Origin of the sequence: Shewanella sp. UCD-KL12 (assembly GCF_001957125.1) — a bacterium.
Classification (GTDB): Bacteria; Pseudomonadota; Gammaproteobacteria; order Enterobacterales; family Shewanellaceae; genus Shewanella.
The window spans coordinates 110,771-129,609 of record NZ_MPHJ01000013.1 but is presented as its reverse complement, the minus strand read 5'-3'; the positions used below and the strand labels follow the sequence as shown (position 1 = coordinate 129,609).

Annotated in this window: 19 protein-coding genes; 3 read left to right on the top strand and 16 right to left on the bottom strand. The window is 38.3% G+C overall.

Features of this window, described 5'->3' with window-relative positions:
- Positions 1-215: 215 nt before the first annotated feature.
- Positions 216-752 carry a hypothetical protein gene (locus tag BM736_RS19070; RefSeq protein ID WP_076415101.1) on the bottom strand — a complete coding sequence of 179 codons (537 nt, stop codon included), beginning with the start codon at positions 750-752 and terminating at the stop codon, positions 216-218.
- A gap of 134 nt (positions 753-886) precedes the next feature.
- On the opposite strand from BM736_RS19070, the gene BM736_RS19065 reads away from it, so the two are divergent.
- The 3 genes from BM736_RS19065 (at position 887) to BM736_RS19055 (ending at position 2,936) form a co-directional block, all read left to right on the top strand.
- The gene (locus tag BM736_RS19065) at positions 887-2,074 is read left to right on the top strand and encodes a DGQHR domain-containing protein (protein ID WP_083700386.1); all 1,188 of its coding nucleotides are present in this window, start codon (positions 887-889) and stop codon (positions 2,072-2,074) included.
- 9 nt (positions 2,075-2,083) lie between these two features.
- Positions 2,084-2,410, top strand: coding sequence for a hypothetical protein (locus BM736_RS19060; protein WP_076415099.1), 327 nt, complete (start codon positions 2,084-2,086; stop codon positions 2,408-2,410).
- A gap of 310 nt (positions 2,411-2,720) precedes the next feature.
- On the top strand, positions 2,721-2,936 hold the full coding sequence (locus BM736_RS19055; RefSeq protein WP_143562442.1) for a hypothetical protein: 216 nt from the start codon (positions 2,721-2,723) through the stop codon (positions 2,934-2,936).
- A 409-nt stretch (positions 2,937-3,345) separates the two neighbouring features.
- On the opposite strand, the gene BM736_RS19050 is transcribed toward BM736_RS19055, so the two are convergent.
- The 15 genes from BM736_RS19050 to BM736_RS18975 form a co-directional block, all read right to left on the bottom strand.
- Positions 3,346-4,413: an AAA family ATPase gene (locus tag BM736_RS19050; protein ID WP_076415093.1), complete on the bottom strand. Its 1,068-nt coding sequence runs from the start codon at positions 4,411-4,413 to the stop codon at positions 3,346-3,348.
- Positions 4,413-5,522, bottom strand: a complete 1,110-nt coding sequence (locus BM736_RS19045; RefSeq protein ID WP_076415091.1) for a hypothetical protein — start codon at positions 5,520-5,522, stop codon at positions 4,413-4,415. Before BM736_RS19045 ends, BM736_RS19050 begins: the two co-directional genes overlap by 1 nt.
- Positions 5,523-6,422: 900 nt before the next feature.
- Entirely contained in the window at positions 6,423-9,047 is a 2,625-nt protein-coding gene (locus BM736_RS19040) for a TraC family protein (RefSeq protein ID WP_179079083.1), read from the bottom strand.
- Positions 9,028-9,867 (bottom strand): TraV family lipoprotein, encoded by an 840-nt coding sequence (locus BM736_RS19035; protein WP_076415087.1) that lies wholly within the window; start codon positions 9,865-9,867, stop codon positions 9,028-9,030. Before BM736_RS19035 ends, BM736_RS19040 begins: the two co-directional genes overlap by 20 nt.
- Positions 9,864-10,703, bottom strand: coding sequence for a hypothetical protein (locus BM736_RS19030; RefSeq protein WP_076415085.1), 840 nt, complete (start codon positions 10,701-10,703; stop codon positions 9,864-9,866). Before BM736_RS19030 ends, BM736_RS19035 begins: the two co-directional genes overlap by 4 nt.
- Positions 10,700-11,419: a thioredoxin fold domain-containing protein gene (locus BM736_RS19025; RefSeq protein WP_083700380.1), complete on the bottom strand. Its 720-nt coding sequence runs from the start codon at positions 11,417-11,419 to the stop codon at positions 10,700-10,702. The genes BM736_RS19030 and BM736_RS19025 overlap by 4 nt, the downstream gene beginning before the upstream one ends.
- Before the next feature lie 439 nt (positions 11,420-11,858).
- Entirely contained in the window at positions 11,859-12,356 is a 498-nt protein-coding gene (locus BM736_RS19015; RefSeq protein WP_076415080.1) for a hypothetical protein, read from the bottom strand.
- Positions 12,357-12,359: 3 nt separating this feature from the next.
- A complete protein-coding gene (locus BM736_RS19010) occupies positions 12,360-13,691 on the bottom strand; it encodes a TraB/VirB10 family protein (protein ID WP_076415078.1) in 1,332 nt (443 codons plus the stop codon).
- A 3-nt stretch (positions 13,692-13,694) separates the two neighbouring features.
- Entirely contained in the window at positions 13,695-14,840 is a 1,146-nt protein-coding gene (locus tag BM736_RS19005; RefSeq protein WP_076415076.1) for a type-F conjugative transfer system secretin TraK, read from the bottom strand.
- A complete protein-coding gene (locus tag BM736_RS19000) occupies positions 14,830-15,519 on the bottom strand; it encodes a TraE/TraK family type IV conjugative transfer system protein (RefSeq protein ID WP_076415073.1) in 690 nt (229 codons plus the stop codon). The genes BM736_RS19005 and BM736_RS19000 overlap by 11 nt, the downstream gene beginning before the upstream one ends.
- On the bottom strand, positions 15,516-15,803 hold the full coding sequence (gene traL, locus BM736_RS18995; protein ID WP_076415071.1) for a type IV conjugative transfer system protein TraL: 288 nt from the start codon (positions 15,801-15,803) through the stop codon (positions 15,516-15,518). Before traL ends, BM736_RS19000 begins: the two co-directional genes overlap by 4 nt.
- A gap of 207 nt (positions 15,804-16,010) precedes the next feature.
- Positions 16,011-16,352: a hypothetical protein gene (locus BM736_RS18990; protein ID WP_076415069.1), complete on the bottom strand. Its 342-nt coding sequence runs from the start codon at positions 16,350-16,352 to the stop codon at positions 16,011-16,013.
- A 224-nt stretch (positions 16,353-16,576) separates the two neighbouring features.
- Positions 16,577-17,611 carry a S49 family peptidase gene (locus tag BM736_RS18985; RefSeq protein WP_076415068.1) on the bottom strand — a complete coding sequence of 345 codons (1,035 nt, stop codon included), beginning with the start codon at positions 17,609-17,611 and terminating at the stop codon, positions 16,577-16,579.
- A gap of 3 nt (positions 17,612-17,614) precedes the next feature.
- Positions 17,615-18,274 carry a DUF4400 domain-containing protein gene (locus tag BM736_RS18980; protein WP_076415066.1) on the bottom strand — a complete coding sequence of 220 codons (660 nt, stop codon included), beginning with the start codon at positions 18,272-18,274 and terminating at the stop codon, positions 17,615-17,617.
- A 4-nt stretch (positions 18,275-18,278) separates the two neighbouring features.
- On the bottom strand, positions 18,279-18,836 hold the full coding sequence (locus BM736_RS18975; RefSeq protein WP_076415065.1) for a hypothetical protein: 558 nt from the start codon (positions 18,834-18,836) through the stop codon (positions 18,279-18,281).
- Between the last annotated feature and the right edge of the window lie 3 nt (positions 18,837-18,839).

Here is an 18,839-nt window from a genome sequence, read left to right as displayed (position 1 = left end):
GATGATTGGCATTCGTTGCCTAAAATTTAAAAGCCTCAACAATTAGTAACGTTATACCAAAGAGCTTTTTTGTGAGCTTCTCAGCTATTACAGCTCAAAGTAGCGATGGTCTGAATGAGTCAGCTCCCTCTACTAAGTTGCATTTAGATCAATAAACTTAAGAATCTAAACTATATTTAGCCTCTATAACAAAGCAAGAACTGGATTGTCTTACCTTACTTTTTACGTTTTTTCTTTTCCTTCCCGCTGTCAATCTCCAAATCCACCGTACCGTGTCCATCTGGCAAATCCCAGTTGTCGTTGGGAATGAGCTTTTGTCCACCTGTGAATTTAATAAAATATTCGTCATTCATAGGTGGTTTTACGATGTCGTAATAGAGGCTTATACCATTTTCCTGCGCGTATTTTATGAGGCGTTTACGGGCATAGGATACATACATGGTCATCGGGATTGCTTCGCCAAGTGTATTAACTGTAGTCAGTATAAGTGGTCGCTGAGATTCGATCGTACCAGCCTCTAGCGCCTGTTTGTATGCTTCAAGCGCCATCAATTCACAAATTGTGCTGTCCTTCCCCTGAGAGACCGGACAGAAAAGTATCGAGCCTGCTTCAATCAAGGTACGAAGTTCTGCAACCCCTTTATGGAACAAATCAACAACAGTTTGAAGTTTCGCCTGTTCTTCATAAGCCAATCCATTCAAATCTAATACGTCAATTATCTCTGAAGGATTAAATGTAATTGCTGCTGTCATTGTTTTGCTCCACTTCTTAACTTACCTCAACTATATACATGTAAAACCTATATTGCAATAAATATCGCAATATAGGTTGACTCTATTTATGAAATAGACGAATATGAATCATCAAATGTGTTTAGGAGCTTGTCATGGGAACTTCATTAGCAATCAATTTACCTTCTTCAAATCACGTAATGACTTCGCCGATTGGGGAAGCATTAAAGCTAGTATTGTTCAAGAGCAAGGAAGGGATAGAAGCGCTCGGGGTAACTACATACGAAACGCTTGTGACTTTCAGAGAAATTGCCGATCACTTTAGAATTGAAGAGAACTCTGATGTATTAGATGAAGAGTTTAAAAAGCAACGTGACGTTGATGCAGCGCGTATAAATGGTTTAAAGAAGTATTGGGAGACCAGCGAAGGGCCTGTATTTCCGAATATGACAATTTTCACCAATGAACTTTCTGTAACTGATGAGATGGTTATGGGCAATAGTCACATTATTCAAGCTTCATTAGACCAACTTTCAGATCGATTTATCTGCGATGGTCAAGGGCGATCCACGTTCATCAAATGGTTGATGTCATTAGACAGCTCAGATAAATACTTTGATCACACTATTTCTGTGAAGCTTATTGTTACCGGCACAAATTCATTATCAGAACCAAAAGCAGTAAAACTTATAAGACAGGTCTTTGCCGACTATCATGTGAGTTTACGAAAGCCAAATAAATCAATATCTAAGCACTTTGATACAGGTTCTACCTTCTCGCGTTTTCTAAATGAATTGTTAGATATAGAAATAAACGGAGCAGAGACTATTAAGAAGCGTATTGCGTTACACGGGAAAATTAAGCAGGGTCATCTTTGGAGTTATGACCAATTTACATCGCTAATTCAAAAGTTTCTTAAACTGACCCCATCAACAGCCCAAAAACACTTTGCGATTGAAGGCAATTACGAAACTTCATTAGAATTATGCAGAGGCTTTTTGTGTGCAGTGTTCTCAATATTGCCTGTTAATAACTTGGATGTTGAAAATTATAACGAAGTGCATGAGGGCTCTATGTTTACCAAAGCCATTTTTGCAAATGCATTGGGCTTCATTGGTCGCTCACTGTTTGATGAAATGCTTCTAAACGATGAGCTTTCATGGAATAAGTTAAAGGAAGTAAACCTGCCACTAGACAGTAAAGAAGACAAGTTCTGGTTGAAAAATAAGGTGACAATGAGTGATGACGGCGCGATAAAAATCATCAAAGGCACAGACCGCCGGATAGGGTCAATTGTATGCAGGGACTTGCGTATCTTTCCTTGCCCTGAGCTAACCCTGTAGGAGATTGTCATGAACTGTAATTTGCAAGCAAACCGATGCCCTAATGCACAACTAATGCTAAATAAAGTTTTAGAAAGGTTCATTCATTCAGATTTAACTGAGCTTCAGGTTTTTTCGATAGAACCTTCTATAGAGCGTAGCTTAAAGCAGCGAATCGCTCATATGGAGCTACCCATCAGTATTGATGAAACCATTGAGGAACTCCCTATTACAAGGGAGATAGCTGCAACTTGGGCTGATGAGTTTGATGAAGAAGATTATGAGGATGTATCAGTTATTAGAGTATTCAAAGTCACGATGAATACTCTAAATGACAAAGATGTCAGCTTTTCATAAAAAAACATATGATTAAAAAGGTCCTGTATCGACTTCTAACATGGGTTCTTTCTTAAATCATATCCAACCTCAAAAGATTTGCTTAACGCTATGCAGTGATTGATAGAGACATCTTAAAAACAGTATCATTAATCATGGATTCAGTTAGGTAGTTGCCGAAATCGAGAAGTGACATAACTTAAGAACCATAATTTACTTAGAGATTTGCTTTATGGAACACACGAACGACAACTTAATAAACATGCAGATAAACAGATTTATTAGAACCGAGTCTCGATCTTTTAGCTTAGCTAAAATAATCAGTGTCATTATGCAACATTCATTTTCTGAACTAACACTAGCTAAACTAGAAAAAAAATATCTTACTGATGGACATAGTAAAGCAATAATTAATGAAGTCAGTAAGGCAGCTATTGGTGAGTTATTGGGTAGGGATGTAACACATCTCGATAATGAGTTAATTGATTCGGCCTGGAAGGTTGCTTACGCAAAAGGCTTTACAACTCAAAGACCAAAACTTCATTGATAAATCTCTACTTCAGAATGATTCCATGCTTTGCTTTTATAGAAGTACAATCACTAGATACAAGCCTTTAGGATTGTTCTAGTGGTTGTACTCACAGGCTTGCTATCTAGCAAGACTGTAGATCATTAAATCTATTCCTTAAGGAATAGATTAAAAAGATCATTAGGAAGCCTTTCAAATACATACATTTCGATCAAACAAGCCTTAAAATACACTCAATACGATCGATCTAAACCTACTTGCGATCAATCAAACCCTACCCGCGATCTTTTTAATCTATTTGCCACTTATCTTTCGATCAATCCTAGAAAAACATACATTCCTTCTGATCAAAATTGTTCGAGAATATAACTCTTAAAGAGCAATAAAAAAGCGACTAAATAGCCGCTTTATAAGAAGAAATACTAACCTAACGTTTGTTGGACTTTTGCTTTTTTTCTTCCTTTTTCCTAATAATTAACAGTTGCTCATCAGTATATAAATCACTGTTATCCACAAAGGATGTAGAGATCTCAACTACTTTTGGTTGTCCAAGTTCTGCGGATACCTGTACTTGGGGCTTATGATCTTCAGGTAGCGTCTCTTCTTTAATAGGTTTAGTAACTATTTCATCTACCACTACATTGCTAACTACAGGTTCCATTATGGGTTTAGAGGGTTTACTTGGCTTTAACCGGGTGAAGCCTTGAGCTCTCATCAAGCCATTTTTAATCGCAACAGTCACCGGTTCCTTTTCAGATTGCTTTAAATAGTTGGCCTTACTAAATGATAAGATAGTCTCTGTGACATCTCGACGTGTCTCATGATGCAACATGAGATGCAACTTACTATAAGAGCCGAGAATTGATAAACCTGATTGCGAAACCGCTGATTTAGTTACTTTCCCCTGGGCTACCGCTTTAGTTACATGATGAACAATAAAAATTGCACAATCAGCTGCCTCAGCAATATCGACAATTGTTTTCTTTATCTGGTAATCATCATCGACTTCATCTGCACTACCAATAGCAGAGCGAACAGTATCAATGATAAGCACTTTTGTTTTATTACCTATTAGGATGTTAATAAGTCGAGCTTTATTTGTACTAACAGCTTGTTTTTCATCTTCAGAAGCTTTCTTTGATGAACAGATAGGGTCAATAGAATCGATAAGAGCAAAATTTCTACCTATTGATTCTATTGAATCCGAATCTAGATTATCTAAAACCTCTTGAAGCCTTTCGCCAGTGATATGGATATTATCCTCTGCTGGCCAGTAGGCTACCTTTAATGGATCATCGGTTAACTTTAACCCTAAAAGATTAAGGCTAGTTGCACATTCAACTGCGATGCTTAATGATAAAAACGACTTCCCTGTATCAGGCGCTGCATTGATGAATGCTACCCCCTTTCGTTGTAATCCTTTTAAAATATAATTGTTTTTTGCTGTGTTGCTTAAGTTATCAACAACCTTTTTCGTTACTTTCAGGGCCTTCATTAGTTGCTATCCCCAGGAGCATGAAAAAACTGATAGTCCACTTTTTTGCTATCATCATTTATCAATACCTCAAGCCTAAGCTGAAAATGCTCGAAAATCTTAGGTGCATTTTTGATTATGACATCAGTGAGCTTTTTCTTTGTATGATAAAGGTTGAGCCCTTGCATGGACTCTTCGGTCTTTGAACCAAGGTATCTATCAATCAACCAACTTAATTTCTTAGTATGAATAAAAGAGCGCTTATTTGAGTCTAGATATTTTAGAAAATCCGGTAGACCATTGATAGAATTGAAGTCATGGTAAACCTGCAGCAACCGGGTTCTAGTGAGAAACCCATCGCTATCAAGATCTTTTACATAATCATCATTAACACAGACTAAAATATTTGTGTATGTATCAGCTGTGAAGTTATTTTTATTCTTAAGCTTGTTCTTATCCAGGATGAAATATTGTTCTTCTGGATAAATAAACTGCCTATTTTCTGGATTTGGCAGTTCAATACCTTCTCTGAACTTAGTGATACGGAACAACATCTTAGACAACCGATCAATTCGAGTTCGAATCATCTTTCTATTCTTTGTCTGTAACTCCATATTCAAGTGCTTGAACAAGTCCGAAGTGGTAATGTGATAGTAGGTACCACGATTCAACAATGGCTTTGAAAGTTGCTGCTTAGTGTAGATATCAGAAACATCGATGTCCAAAAACTCAAATACATCACCAAGACGAATGGTTTTCCCTTTAGTAACTATTTGATCACCCTTAGCAATAATACCATCTAAGACACTTCTATCATCTGCAAGACCCACAGAGCCATACAGATCTACTCTCATCTCATCAAAGTCTATAGTTTCAGATTTATCCCAATAAGCTAATTCGATCTTCTTTGACAAAAGAGGGGATTCACCAAAGATAATTTTTTCCAAATCATCTACATCTTGAGATTTGATTTTATCCATTAAGCACTTGGGCACCCTTTTGTTAATGCAGAAAAAAGGGTTAAAGACACGAGATGAAACGTTCTTTTGGCCGGAATACTCAATGATATCATCTGAGTTGATGTAAATAGTGTCATCAATTACAGAAGGTGATTGGTATTTTTTATTCATTATTCTTGCTCTTATTCGATTCAGTTGAAACTTGGTATCTCTGGATAACGAGGTTTCATGGAACTAATACACTACTTTGAATACATATACACTACTTAGATTCAAAATACACTACTTTCAGTCTAAAGTTGCTCATCGTTTAATCGCAACTCTTGTTTTTCGTTTATTGTTTAGGCTGGTGGTTCAAAATTTAATTAACATTACTAATGATCCACTTTACGCATAGATACAATACTTTTGATCACCGCATAGGAATTTAACCTTACTTTCGATCACTAAGCATATTTATACGTTACTTTAGATCGTTTATAACCTACTTACGATCATTTATACCTTACTTATGATCACATCCACTATGTTTTATCTCTAAATTGAGTGCTTTCAAAATAATTCACCTACTACGAATACACTACTTTCAATCAAATATACCTTACTTACGATCCAAAATACGTTACTAATAATCTTTTTGCTAATTATGTCTAAAATTATCCATATCTGGTGTCTAAACCCATTACCTAAGCCAGTATTTGTACTTATTCATATTTTCCGTTTGGCCTTCTAGCTCCTGATAAGTCATCATTTCTGAACTTATTTAGCTCAATGTCGCATGCTATTCGGGTAAGTCTTAAATAGATCAATGTTTATTAACTACCTGTAACTTATGAAGTATTGCATAAAGAAAGGAATAATCAGCACGATAGAACAAGACTGTGAGAACAAAATGTAATCAATTACTGATTAAAAGTAGGGTATAGAAATTCGCCCATGATCAAAAGTACGGTATCGCCAGATAACTCCTATCGAAAGTAGGGTATCCAGCGAATCCGCAAATCAAAGTAACGTTTACAAATTTATAGATTGACTCAGGCTCTAACTGTCCTGTACTGATGCCTAAACCATCTAAAACCCTCTTTTCTCAAGAACAGATAACCGGGCTGACTCCTGAATGTTATTTCCGAGCCCCTTATACTTTTTCATAAGCTCCCGATCGTCTGGATCAGTTGAGAAAATCATGAGTGTTTCAGGTTCTAGTTCTAGTCGACAAACTTCAGACATGGACTTATGAAAAATCATAATCTCTGAATAATGTCCTTTTCGAGTATGAACAGACTTCATTTGACGGAACTGAGAGTCTGTTGCTGTAAAAGCCTTGGTATTCTGAATTTTGTCTACTGAGGTTGGGTCTTGACCTAGGAATAACTTCCAGTCAGTGTTTGCTAAAATGGCTTGTCCAACCGAGTTTTGGGTAGCATCAAGAAGTGACTGAGTTATTACTCCTCCAGAAGCTCGTACCTTTCTGAACTTTCGGAATGCCGCTTGTAAAAACTCACCTACGAACTCAATAAGTGCAGCTTTTTCTCCACCAGCATCACCAGCCATCCATTGCCATGCTTCTTCGAGGATAAATAAGCTCTTACGGTCAGTTCCACCAGAGAAAATTTTGTCTTGAATTTGCGTGATGATTCCTAGGATCACAACAAGTTGTAAATGAATATCTGTAGCTAACTCTTCTGTTTCAATGACAATTAGGCGCCCGTTAAAGTCGATAGGTGGTTTTGTATTTGTAAAGTAATGACCGTAAACCCCGCCTTCAGCAAATAGTTGAAGTTGTTTACCAATTTGGCGCATGTAATCTTCTGGATGCTTTGAGCAACGTTCAACAAAAATAGTAACCGTGGATTTTTGCCCATATTCATTCCACATGTCAGTAAGCATGGTCATCATCTCAGAACGTTGTACCTCTGATACGCCATGCTTAGGTGCGGCCATTGCTTTAAACATTGTCAAGATCAGCGGCCCTTGACCTGTTTCACCCGTCCATTGGGTGATCGTAGGAAAAGGATTCATGGAATACTGAAAACTATCGTCAAAGGAAATGAACTGACTATCTGTAAACATTTCGGCTAAGTTTTGATATGAGCGGCCAGTATCCATTAGAAACACTTGAGCTCCATCATCAGGCTCTGGTATTTGGTAGTTTCTCTGATGCGGTAATCGTCGCAAGCTACCGCCTTGCTTAATACCAGAATTCAAATAGCAGTTAACTATGTAGTTCATCAGTACAGATTTACCTGAACCGGTTGCTGCACTTAATAAGAAGTTGTATCCGCCATCGGTTTTGAATAAGTCCCAAAAGAAAACTTGCCCTGAACGAGTTGTCAGTGGAACTATTGGAAGGCTTGTGTTGCCTTTCCAATTCGACATATGTGGTGTCAAAAAGACCAAAGCATCTGAGGAGTACACTGAGTGTCGTTGAAAATTTGAATACCCCTCATCCATCATGCAGGGGATATTTTGTAATAGAAGGGGACCTGTTAATACCGATTCGGTGACAAATGTAATGCGTTTACTATCATAGTACCGCTTCATTTTTGAAACTGATTTCTTACTAGCTGCTTCATTTGGTGAAAAGACGATGACATGAGTACCGGAGTGCACAATTTTAGCGCCCTCTTGGTCTACTTCTCGCCACATCTGATCATAGTCTTGTTTTTGGTCAGCTAAGCCCTGAAAATACTCGAGTACTTTTCCCTTTGCCTGTGCAAGTAACCATTGCCGTCCTGCGGCTAAGTCGCTTTTAGCTTTGCTTTGCTCAGGGTAGTGCATAAGTGTTGAGATAATATATGGGTCACCGTGTGCAAAGTGGCCATTTTGCCAATCCCCAATCATGTCAAACATTTGTCCGTATACCATTTCGTCTGGTAATGATTGCAGTGACATAATTCGTATGTGTGTTTGATTATCTTCTTCTAGTTCAATAGTCCCACTTTTATCTGCTGATTTCGGTTTGCCTGTAATAACTCCATTAGGAGTAAAGTGAACTGAATTTCCAGACTCAACAATTTGCTGGTTAAAGCTGTGTGAAGCATTGGGCTTATTGTTTATATTCCGCCAAGCAGCATCTTTTGATGAGTTAAATAAGGATTGCAATCTCCACAGGAGATCTTGTGGAGCTAATTTTCTTGGGTGATGTCCTACGCCCTGTAAGCTTTCTTCAATGTCTAATATGATTTCATTGAACCGACTTAGTTCACGGGCGTTAGGTACCAGTTCTGCAGTTGGAATACGCACAGTGAACCAAAACTCGAAATCTCGCATTTTGGCGCCATTATCCATTTCATTGAATACTTTCCCCTCAAAATCGTTTAGTAAAGACTGAGCCATAGAGGTAGTAAGCTCGTTATCAGAACCTAAAAGACGATTTCCTCGGGTAAGTTCATACTGTTGACTGAAGTAGCTAATGTCGGATAATGCAACGAGTTGGGTTTGAATAGTTGTATTTGCAGGGAAGTCCTTTTTAAAGATGGCATCAAATGTATTCTTTAGATCTTCATTGCACCCAGGTGTGGGTTGGCAACAAAACATGACTGCCATTCCACCCCCCTCTAATAGATAGTACCCATCTTCATATGCAGCGAACCCAAATAGCTGCTCAGCATTTTCATATTGTGTTAGCTTTTTAAGCTTCTGAAAGTAACTAGAAAAAACACCCATCATTAATCCCTTATCTTTCTGTAATGCCAAGACTGCTATAGCCTTTTTTGGCCTTGCTTTGTCTTCGTTCTTCTTCTTGAGTTGTCTTCTGTATTTGAAGTGGAACAATTCGACCGGGACGCTTGTTGGCATGTTCACCAACTAGCCACTTCTTAGGTGCAACTTCGACGTAAACGTATCCAGGCATGTGCAAGTCACCGGCATCATCAGTCCATGAGGCCACTAAAATTCTCATCGTCTTGGGTTGTTGAAGCACTGCTAAAGGTTCAGGCGCTAAAGCCATTGGGGATTGACGATGGACCATTAGTTGTCCATGTTCAGTCTCGATTCCCTCTACTGCACCAAACGTTCGGTTTATCGGCTCTGGAATTGACTGTGCTGCGGGAAAGGTATCGTATCTTTTTTGAGATAATGGCTGGTATGCAGCATCTTTAGCGCGACCATGATCAACTAGATCTGGTTTTGCTTGAGCAATTTCATTTTCATTGGATTTTTCGCTGTATCCAAATGGTCTGTCAATGAGATCATAATCTTCAGTGCTAACAGACTCGGTAGAATTATCTTGATACTCTTTCTGCTCTTTTTGATTATGTTTATGCTCTGTGTGGTCTTGGTCTAAATATTCAACACCATCATCATCAATGTACCCAGTTACACTTCCATTGGAGATATTCAATCCCTCTAGATTATCTCTGTTATTGGTCAAATCATGGATCTGACGTGCTGATGAACAAGCTGCACCTTTACCATCATAAGGGCAACTGAATTCATCCTCACCGACCTGTAACATACACCCAGATAAGGAAAGCGTGCTTAACGTGAAAGAAATCGCTAGTGCTAGTTTCTTCATTCTGAATGTGCTCCTATAGCAATGGTTTTATCCGTTGTTTCAGCGTCTAATTGGGGTTTATTTTCCAGCCATGACAATGTATTTTTGGGCACTCCAGAAGAACGACGACCATCTATTCGTACAAGGTATGGAACCTTATTTATATCTAGGTAAGTGGCCATTAGCATGGGAGTCATAACCTTCTTAAGGTCAACTTCTGAACATTCTCTTTGGTTAATTTTTTCTGTCTTACCAGTGATGAGAGCCTGAATAGTGTCTGTTGTTGAGTAACCACACCATGCTTTCATTGCCGGAGTTATTGCCCCTTTTTCATGTGGAAAAATAACCAGATCAACATTGACCTCCATTGGATCGAGGCTTTTTACAAATTCTTGGGATTCTTTGGCTGTTGGTGAGACAAATATGCGAGCTTGTTTGGGAATTGATGGATTGCCATATGGGATAACAGCCATTTGAGACATCAGGCTACCATCGCCAAAAGAGTCAAGGTGCAACAACCAAGTTGAGTCAGCTTGTTCAGCCGTTTTTACAGGTGTCATATTCCATAGATCTTTGATTTCACCTTCAATAAGGAATCGGCCATTGGAAGAGATAAACATTGGTGGTTTATCTTTAAGTTGAATCAACATCACTTGGCTTATTGGCATCATTCTAACTACTTCAACGTCACCAAGTTCATCCATCATCTGCTTGATTCCTTGCGAAAAAGTTTCTTCAACTTTGGTTTCGCTTATCTTCATTTTTGCAGCTGCTTCAAGGTCAAGCGTATTACCCATTAGCGGAGTAGCTGAAAGTAATGCTGTGACAATTGATATTAAACGTGGGTTTAGTCTCATCCTTTACTCTCCAAAGTGGAAAGTAGTTGTTGAGCTGGTTGGTAACCTGGAACAAGCTCTCCGTTTGGAAGGAATATCGCTGGAGTTCCGTTGATACCAAGAGCGCTGCCAATGTTATACATTTTATCAACTGGACTACTGCATGTTTTGCTTGGAATTGATTGATCTGCTTTTGCTCGGTCCATGGCTTGTAACTGGTTATCTGAGCACCAAATATTTTTAAGAGTATTTGCCATTTGCGAGTTAACACCACCGCGAGGGTATGCGGCATACGCAATTGTTATCCCCAATTCGTTGTATTGGGACATTTCGCTGTGTAATTTTCTGCAGTATCCACAAGTTGGATCAGTAAATACCGTTACGAAATACTTTTCATTTTTTGCTGGGTAAACAATAAGACTGGAGTGAAGTGAGTTAAGCTGCGTTGACGCTAGCTCTTTTTGACGTACAGCTGTTAGATTTAGTAGGCCCTCTTCAAATTTATGCAATGAGCCTGAAAAAATACTCTTACCATCCTTAGATGCATAAAAAATACCCTTCTCAGATTCTATTTGGTAAAAACCATCAATAGGAGCATCTGCAACCGTAGTGACTTCAAATGGTAGTAGTTTCTCGAATTTCGTTTTTACATCTTCTGTTGAAATTGTTTCTGCAACACTAGAAAAGCTAGTTACAACAAATATAGATGTTAATAACGTCTTGATTTTTATGCTCATTACAGTATTCCTCTTACATATTGCCTGTATGATTACATGATTGCTCAAGGAGTAATGGATTTAAGATTGCAAATATCGACATCTTAACTGGATTGGGAAAGGGGGGATTTTAGTAAAATATTTGAAAGCAATATTTATGGATGTATGTAATGAATGATGAATTGATTGTTGATGAAATCTCACTAATGAATATACAGTCTCTAACCAAGGGGAAGCACTTAGAGGTAGTCAAAATGTATTTTATAACATTGTCTAAATTTAGGAGATTTGTAGCTCAGAACTGCAAGCAATTGGAGAAGGCAATTAAGTTGCATGTTACTCATCATTGCAGGGTAACCAGTAAAGCGTTTGACTTGATAACAATCTAGAGAGACTGTTTAGTTCTAAAGATGGTGGCAAAACAAGTGTGTTAGCCACACTTGCTCTGCATGGAGGGATGTCAATTGAGGTTAGGGGATTTCAGTAATTCGTTGATAATGTCCCTTTGGGTTTGCTCTCGATCTGAATATGCTTTTTCATTATTTAACCGGGGGTTTGGTATTCCAAGTTCTGCAATACTGTTACGAAGAATATCAATCGAGTGAACATTAAGATTTGAAACATTTAAGTTAAACTTCACTGACTCACCTTTCACCACTAAGATATTGTTGTGTTCTAGTAAGATCTTTAATATATCCACATATTCGAACTGAGTCTTCATGTCATAGCCTTCACTGGCGAACAACTCAAGAACAGCATCTTCATCAAAAACTCTAACCGTAACCGTATTACGCTGTAGCTGTTCAATTTCCGATTGTAAGGGACGCAATTGATACTCTGTGAGTGTTGAGGATATCAACGCAATTGTTAGCACTATCAAAGATAGTCTAATTGTCGTATATGCTATTTCTATCCATTGGTCCTTTGGTGATTTAGCATTCACTTCTTCATTCATCATAATTTATCTACCTAATTTTAGAGAAACACCACGTTGAACGATGAAGTCGACCTCTCGACCGCCTAATACTTCAACCACTGGCCAACTAGCATCAACCATTTCAAGGTAATACTTCGCGATCATATCAAAGGATGTGCTTGCTCCTTGCAAAGCAGCAGACTCTGCTAAGGCACTCATATTAGCTTTTTGGAACATGGATTCTTCACCAGGATTTGTACTTAATACATTTATGGATGTTGGAGCTGCTGCTTGAGATATACCACTTAAGAACCCTGCGGCCATAGCATTGCCTAGCAACCCACCAGCTTTAGTTACTAGCCTACCGCCCACACCATTTTTTCCATCGCGACCTACCGCATAAGCAGTTAGACCGACCTCGATAGCTTTGTCTGATTCAGTTATACAACTTAATGTTTCACTACGGATATAAGCCCGCTCTGTTGCTAAATCTCCAATTGATGTACCAATGATGAAGCATTCACGAATATCTAGAGAATAATTATTAGGCATAATAGCTTCATGTTTGATTCTTATTAAAACAGGCATTGGCATTTTCTGTTGTTGCCCTCCTGAAGTTGGAGCATCAACACCATTGATTGTGGTACCTGTAATTATGGAACCTGCAGAAAGCCAAGTTGTTATTTCATCATGTAAAGCGTTTTGATCGGTCTTAGTTGCCTGAGCTTGTTTGGTGGGATTACTTACACTCTGTGAGTTTTCGCTCACTGAAACCAGTTCGACATAAGACTCTTCTATTTTCCCTGTTTCTTTTACTGAGCGAACCTTTCCTTGAGTCACTGTTCTTAAAACGTTTCCTTTTACATATGGCTGTCTGGTTATCACTTGAGTTTGTGGCTTTTCGACAGTTTGCATAACTGCCCCATTTGGGGTAGTTCGTATAACGTTGCCTGTCCCTTCAGATTGTTGATTCGAATTAGAACCAAAGGATTTGTTATTTTTTAGTGCCTGTTCAAGTTGCCGGTATTGCCTTTTTTGTTCATTCATTTCACCTCGAATTTTTGCAAATTCGATTTCCATCTTTTGCTCTCGGCCGACGAGTCTATCTTCTTGGGCTTTAGCTGCTAACTCTCTATTTTGTGCATCGGCAGCTAATTGATTGAATAACTCCTTGGTTTTCCTTTCTTCCATTTGAGTGACTTCATTTACAGAGAATAGCTCGGTACCACTGTTTTTAACCTTAGTATTCTTTGGTTTATCACTGGGGGTAAAAAAGACCGGCACCAGAAAATATAATCCAATGAGTACAGAAGCATATATGATAATTTGTCGTTTTTTGGGATCACCCCAAAACTCTTTAATGGCGATTAAAGACATGGGTTAATCTCCTTTTGTTAGGCCAAGCTCTGACGCGCTGTATTGGCGCCTACGGTTACTTTTCTCTTGTTTCTCTTTGTAGAGTTTGTCTCTTACTATATACACTTCAGTCGAGAAGCCTGGAGGCAGGATAGATTGATCTACAAGCGCAACAGCTAATGCATCTCGACTTAAACATTGCTCTTCTTTGATTTGATAGTTGTAACTAGTGTGGTTATACATAACCACTACATCGATGTACTCTCTTGAGCCCACTAGTCTTTGAGCTGTTTTTTGACGTATGGACACTGAGCAAGGCTTTAACATAGCTACTGGTATTTCAGATGTTTCAGTAAACCCCTTTGGGATTCCATTTTGTGCAATAGGGGTTAGCATTTCCTTCATTCGCTCTACATAGCTGGTAGTAGTAGAACTGCCTCCTTGGACCTTAGATAGTTGCTCAATTTTATCTAGTCGGTCACGTTCGCGTTTACGCTCTAATGCCATGTATTTTTGTGTTTGTGTTAAATGAACTTTCACGTCGACCATTGCTGGTGGCGAATTGTCCGGTTGCAACACCAAAGATACAGCTGTTTCTGGCATACCTTCTTCATAGATCATCAATCCAACAGGGCTCATGCTGTTTATCGTGATATAGATGTAACCGTCAGACGCTTCGATAATTGAATTTTCATCAGAAGTTCGTACAGCTACCATCTTAAAATTAGTTTTGATCCTATTCATTAAACCTGCTGCAACGGCTACAGCGATGTTTTGTCCCGGTTGTAACTCATACTCCTGAACTGGCTTATAACTTGCTCTCAGGCTTTGACTAAAAGAGCCATTTGAAGAAGCCATTTGCACTTGAGGCATTCCAAAGCTATCTACGGTCATAGCAGATGGTGTGTGTGTGGCTTCTTTAGGAACTGAGGACTTTAAAGAGTCATAAATAAACTGCACTGGATTGTTAGCAGATGATTGCTCATTTGACTCTTCTACTGCTGCTGAAGGTAAGCGTTGATTCGATGTGTTTACAGGTAATATAAATTCATTAATTGGATCACCTTGAGGTTTTTCAAAAAAATCAACGGGTTCATTTGCTGATGCATCTAGTACAAATACCGATAATGAGGTAAGTACTAACGCTATTTGTTTGTTTTTAGTTAGCATCATTTATTTCCTTAATAGTAGAGCCTGATTCCTCAAGTCCTAATCTCATTTCTTCTGTTAATTCTGGAATCGTGTCTGAGGCTGGAACAGTTCGCTGGCGTGTATTTGGCTTACCTGGATATTGTTTGAAATAAGATATTTTCGGCATTCCCCCGTGGACACCAATTCTAAATTCATATGTCCAAATCTTATTTAGCGGTTTCTGGTTGGGAATAGTGATTTCTCTGTTTCCCCAAACCCAAACAACATCTTGATATTCATCAAAGTAAATGTCTTCAATGGTAAACTTCTGCTTCAACTTTCTAGCACTTATAATGCTAACTTGACGCTCAATTTCTTCTTCGAATTGATCTCGAAGGTGTGGTGTTGAGCTCGCTAGAAATCTCTGTTTTACAAATTTAATGTTTGTTTTGCTGATATTTCCGATTAGTTCAGCAAAAGCGATAGCGTGACCTTGTTTGAATGATGAATTTGCCCAACTACCTCTAACCTCAATAGGATCTGTTAAAGGCGCATTAGGAATTGCAACGGCTCCAGGTTCAAAGGTTGCAAATTTAAAAGCAAAAACCAGAATGCTTAAACTAAGTGCTAAGTTTGATACTAAGGTGACGTTCCTTACGGAGATGGCTTCGGTTAACGAGACCTTTACATCGTTAGCCTTTTTCAAAAGTTCGGTCATTTTATAAACTCTCGCTTAAGTGGATCAGGTGTTTTATACCCGAGTTTCATTGGCATGATTCCGAGGTACCAGAGTGAATGTTCTACATACCCTCTTGGGTGGTTTTGGGCAAAGTAGGAGGTAATTTTGAAGTACAAAATAGCGAATATTATTGATTCAAATACCGCTTTAAATGTATATCCCAACGCAATAGCAACTGCGATTGGTATGAACTGTTCAAGCGTAAAGAATAAGACGATCAATGATTCATTTACTTTTTTAGGGATTTTGTATGTTGTAGCCATTAAATTCATTCCAAAACGAAATTGTGCATGAATAAAGTTTGACACTAATAATTTTGAATAAGGCTATTTAAGATGTGAAATATCGATGTCTTAAACTGAAAGGATAAGTAGGTGGGAGTTGTAATTCTAACTTGATAGAGAAATGTCTTGATTTAGACAGAACCTACCAAGTTAGAGAACTTCGGTTATCACAATTTGGGATTTAGTTTACACAGTACCAGTTAGGAATACGTTAATGATTGTGACTGACTGAGAAAGGAGCATACCACCAAGGAAAGCACCGATAGCCATATAGAAGTTTTGCTTTAGTACATTAAATAGAGCGGCAAAAAATGCCAATAGAGTAATAATCTTCCCAGGAACGCCATCAGCCCAACCACTGACCTCGGTCCAAATACTGGTAAATGCTGCACCGCCTGAACCGGCAATAGTTTCCATAGAAAATAGTAAGGTAATTAGAAATGATGCTAATAAAATTGCACCACAGGTTAGTTTTTTGTTGTCTATAGGCGTCACACCTACAGTAGGTAATTGCAATGTATTAGTCATAGAGTAAATCCTTTGATGTATCTAAGTTGTTATGTCTCGATTGATAATTTACTACAGGCCCCAAAATGTAGATCAAAATAAGGGTGGCTATTTCGCAATATAAAAACGCATTTTTTGTTGTTTAACTATGAATATCTAATAGAACTAAGAAGGTGGAAGGGGGAGTAGCGTTCGGTACTACTAATGAATGGCTGAACCCTTTTGGCTTCAGCCATATGGACTGGTTATTGGTAGCTTAACCAGTTTAAAGTGGAAGAAAGAATTTTTGATAATCCGTACTCTGTTTTTGAGTAAGATAAATATTCTAAACCAGACATGGATTCAAGGTTCTTACGGGTTTGAAGTTTATCCGAATTAATATCCACCAGCCCAATTCGCTTTGCTTCTTGGCCTGTCCAGATAAGCCCTGAGAATAGAACTTTCTCATCAGCATTTAATTTATTCTTTCGAGCAGTTAGTACACTTCGCTTGAATTGCTCGAATACTGGGATGACTAACATATCTCGAGCCAATCCTTGTTGCTCAGAGCTGCTATGTTGCCATGGCGATAGCATATCTTTGTGAGGACCACTAGTTATTACTGTGTTAGTAATCCCCAGCTTTTTAGCCAGATCGTGCCAATTATAGGAGTCCATTCTGACGCCGATATTACCAACTAAAGATGCAGGCTGAGCGATTATTATATCCGCATTGACGATAGCTTGGACGCATGCGCTTGCACAAGACTTGGATATCACAGCAATAATCAATTTTCTTGGCAGCTCTTTTATCAGTTCTTGAAAGTCTCCTTGAACTACTACGTGATTAACTTCTGCTTTACGCAGTACATCATTGCTGAATATACGGTTCGTTGAATGTAATTCATCTGATATTCGTTGTAGAACTTCCACATCTAATTTTGCTATCTCTTTATATTGAGTGATAACACCATCAATGATCTGAGAATCGGTAGGTGAGCCTCCATTGCTATCAGCTTCTATCACTATTGCACTCGCTTTACTGTTGTTGATAGCGCTGATGATATGATCACCTACAGAATAGCCAGACCCAGTGTCACTGCCATTTCCAATGTCACCCTGCAACAATATTTGGGCTATGTGCTCCTTTTCACCAAAATCAACGAATTGAGCTAAGTTTGCAATTGTAGCTGTTAGGAATATGAGGCCAATAATAATTATTTTCCCATAACTAGATCGTCTATAGATTTTTAAATGTTCGTTGCCAAATTCGATTATTGCTTTTTCAACTTTAACATCCATTTTTTAAGCTACCTTCATATAGTTTTCGATTGTTTTTTTACATGCATATCCAACCAGCATCAGCATAAGTAGAGGGAACCAAGCTGCAAAAGTCACACCTAAAAAATTTGGAATAACCAGATAACTAAATGCTAGAACAATGATGTACACAATAGAGCGAGTCCAAACCCTTGAACCCTTAATGGATACTTGTTTTGGTTCATATAGCCTAATCCTACGTTGAGTATATCCGTCATAAATTACAGCGATAAAATATGGGATTAAAAGGAGAAACCAGAAGCTAAGGATAGAAATGCGGTAGGTCAATTGATAAGCCAGTATATGCAGATTGTTGACTACTCGATTAAGAACAAAATCTCCCTTAAAGTTTTCAATTATTTTCTTAATTTTATAGTTACCACTGGGGAGTAATGTCTCCTCAACCGCGCTTTGCATGCCTGTTTCAATGTACTTCTCTGAATAGTTGACGTTAACTTTATCGGTAACCTCTATCCATTGAGTAACATTAATCAACTTTGAAAGTGACTTTACTTCATTCTCCACTTCACGTTGAAAAATTGAGCTTGGGACAGCCGTTAATATCACTAAAAGTGAAGCTGTGAAAATTAATAAAAGGAGGCTAATGAGTTTTGTAACTCCATGCTCATAAACTAATTCTGACATTAGATCACCTACATTGAATTGAGTTTTTAAGTGAGTAGACACGCTCTCTACCTGGAAGGGGCAACCCAATAATGTTCAACCGTTTACGATTAAAAATGTGATGACACAATAAATAGGAAACTTTTTCATTCTCTATAAATGATTGTCTTTCTACATAATGAACTTGAAAGCAGTTACATGTAGGCTTTGAATCGAAGCAGTTGCATTTCTTTTTCTTTCTATATACTTCTTGCTGGCTTTCGATAAATTGAGGGAGTGTTTGAGAAACACAATCCCAATGAACTATTTCAGACGGCTTCACTTTGTATGTAACACAATAATTGGTGAGTTCATTGAGATCATCAAGAATCGAAAGGCAAAACCTGCGGAACTTGTCTTCAATGTGCTCATCATCATCATCTCCCCAAGCTAAGTCTGCTTTGATAATAGCTTTGTCAAAAAACGAGATGTTGTTATGTTTGAGTATATTCGTCCCTGCAACTAAGGAGTGTAAGTTCCTAATAACTGTAGAAGCACCTTCATGAACCATGTTGATATTGTTAGTTTCGACCTTGAAATCCATCCC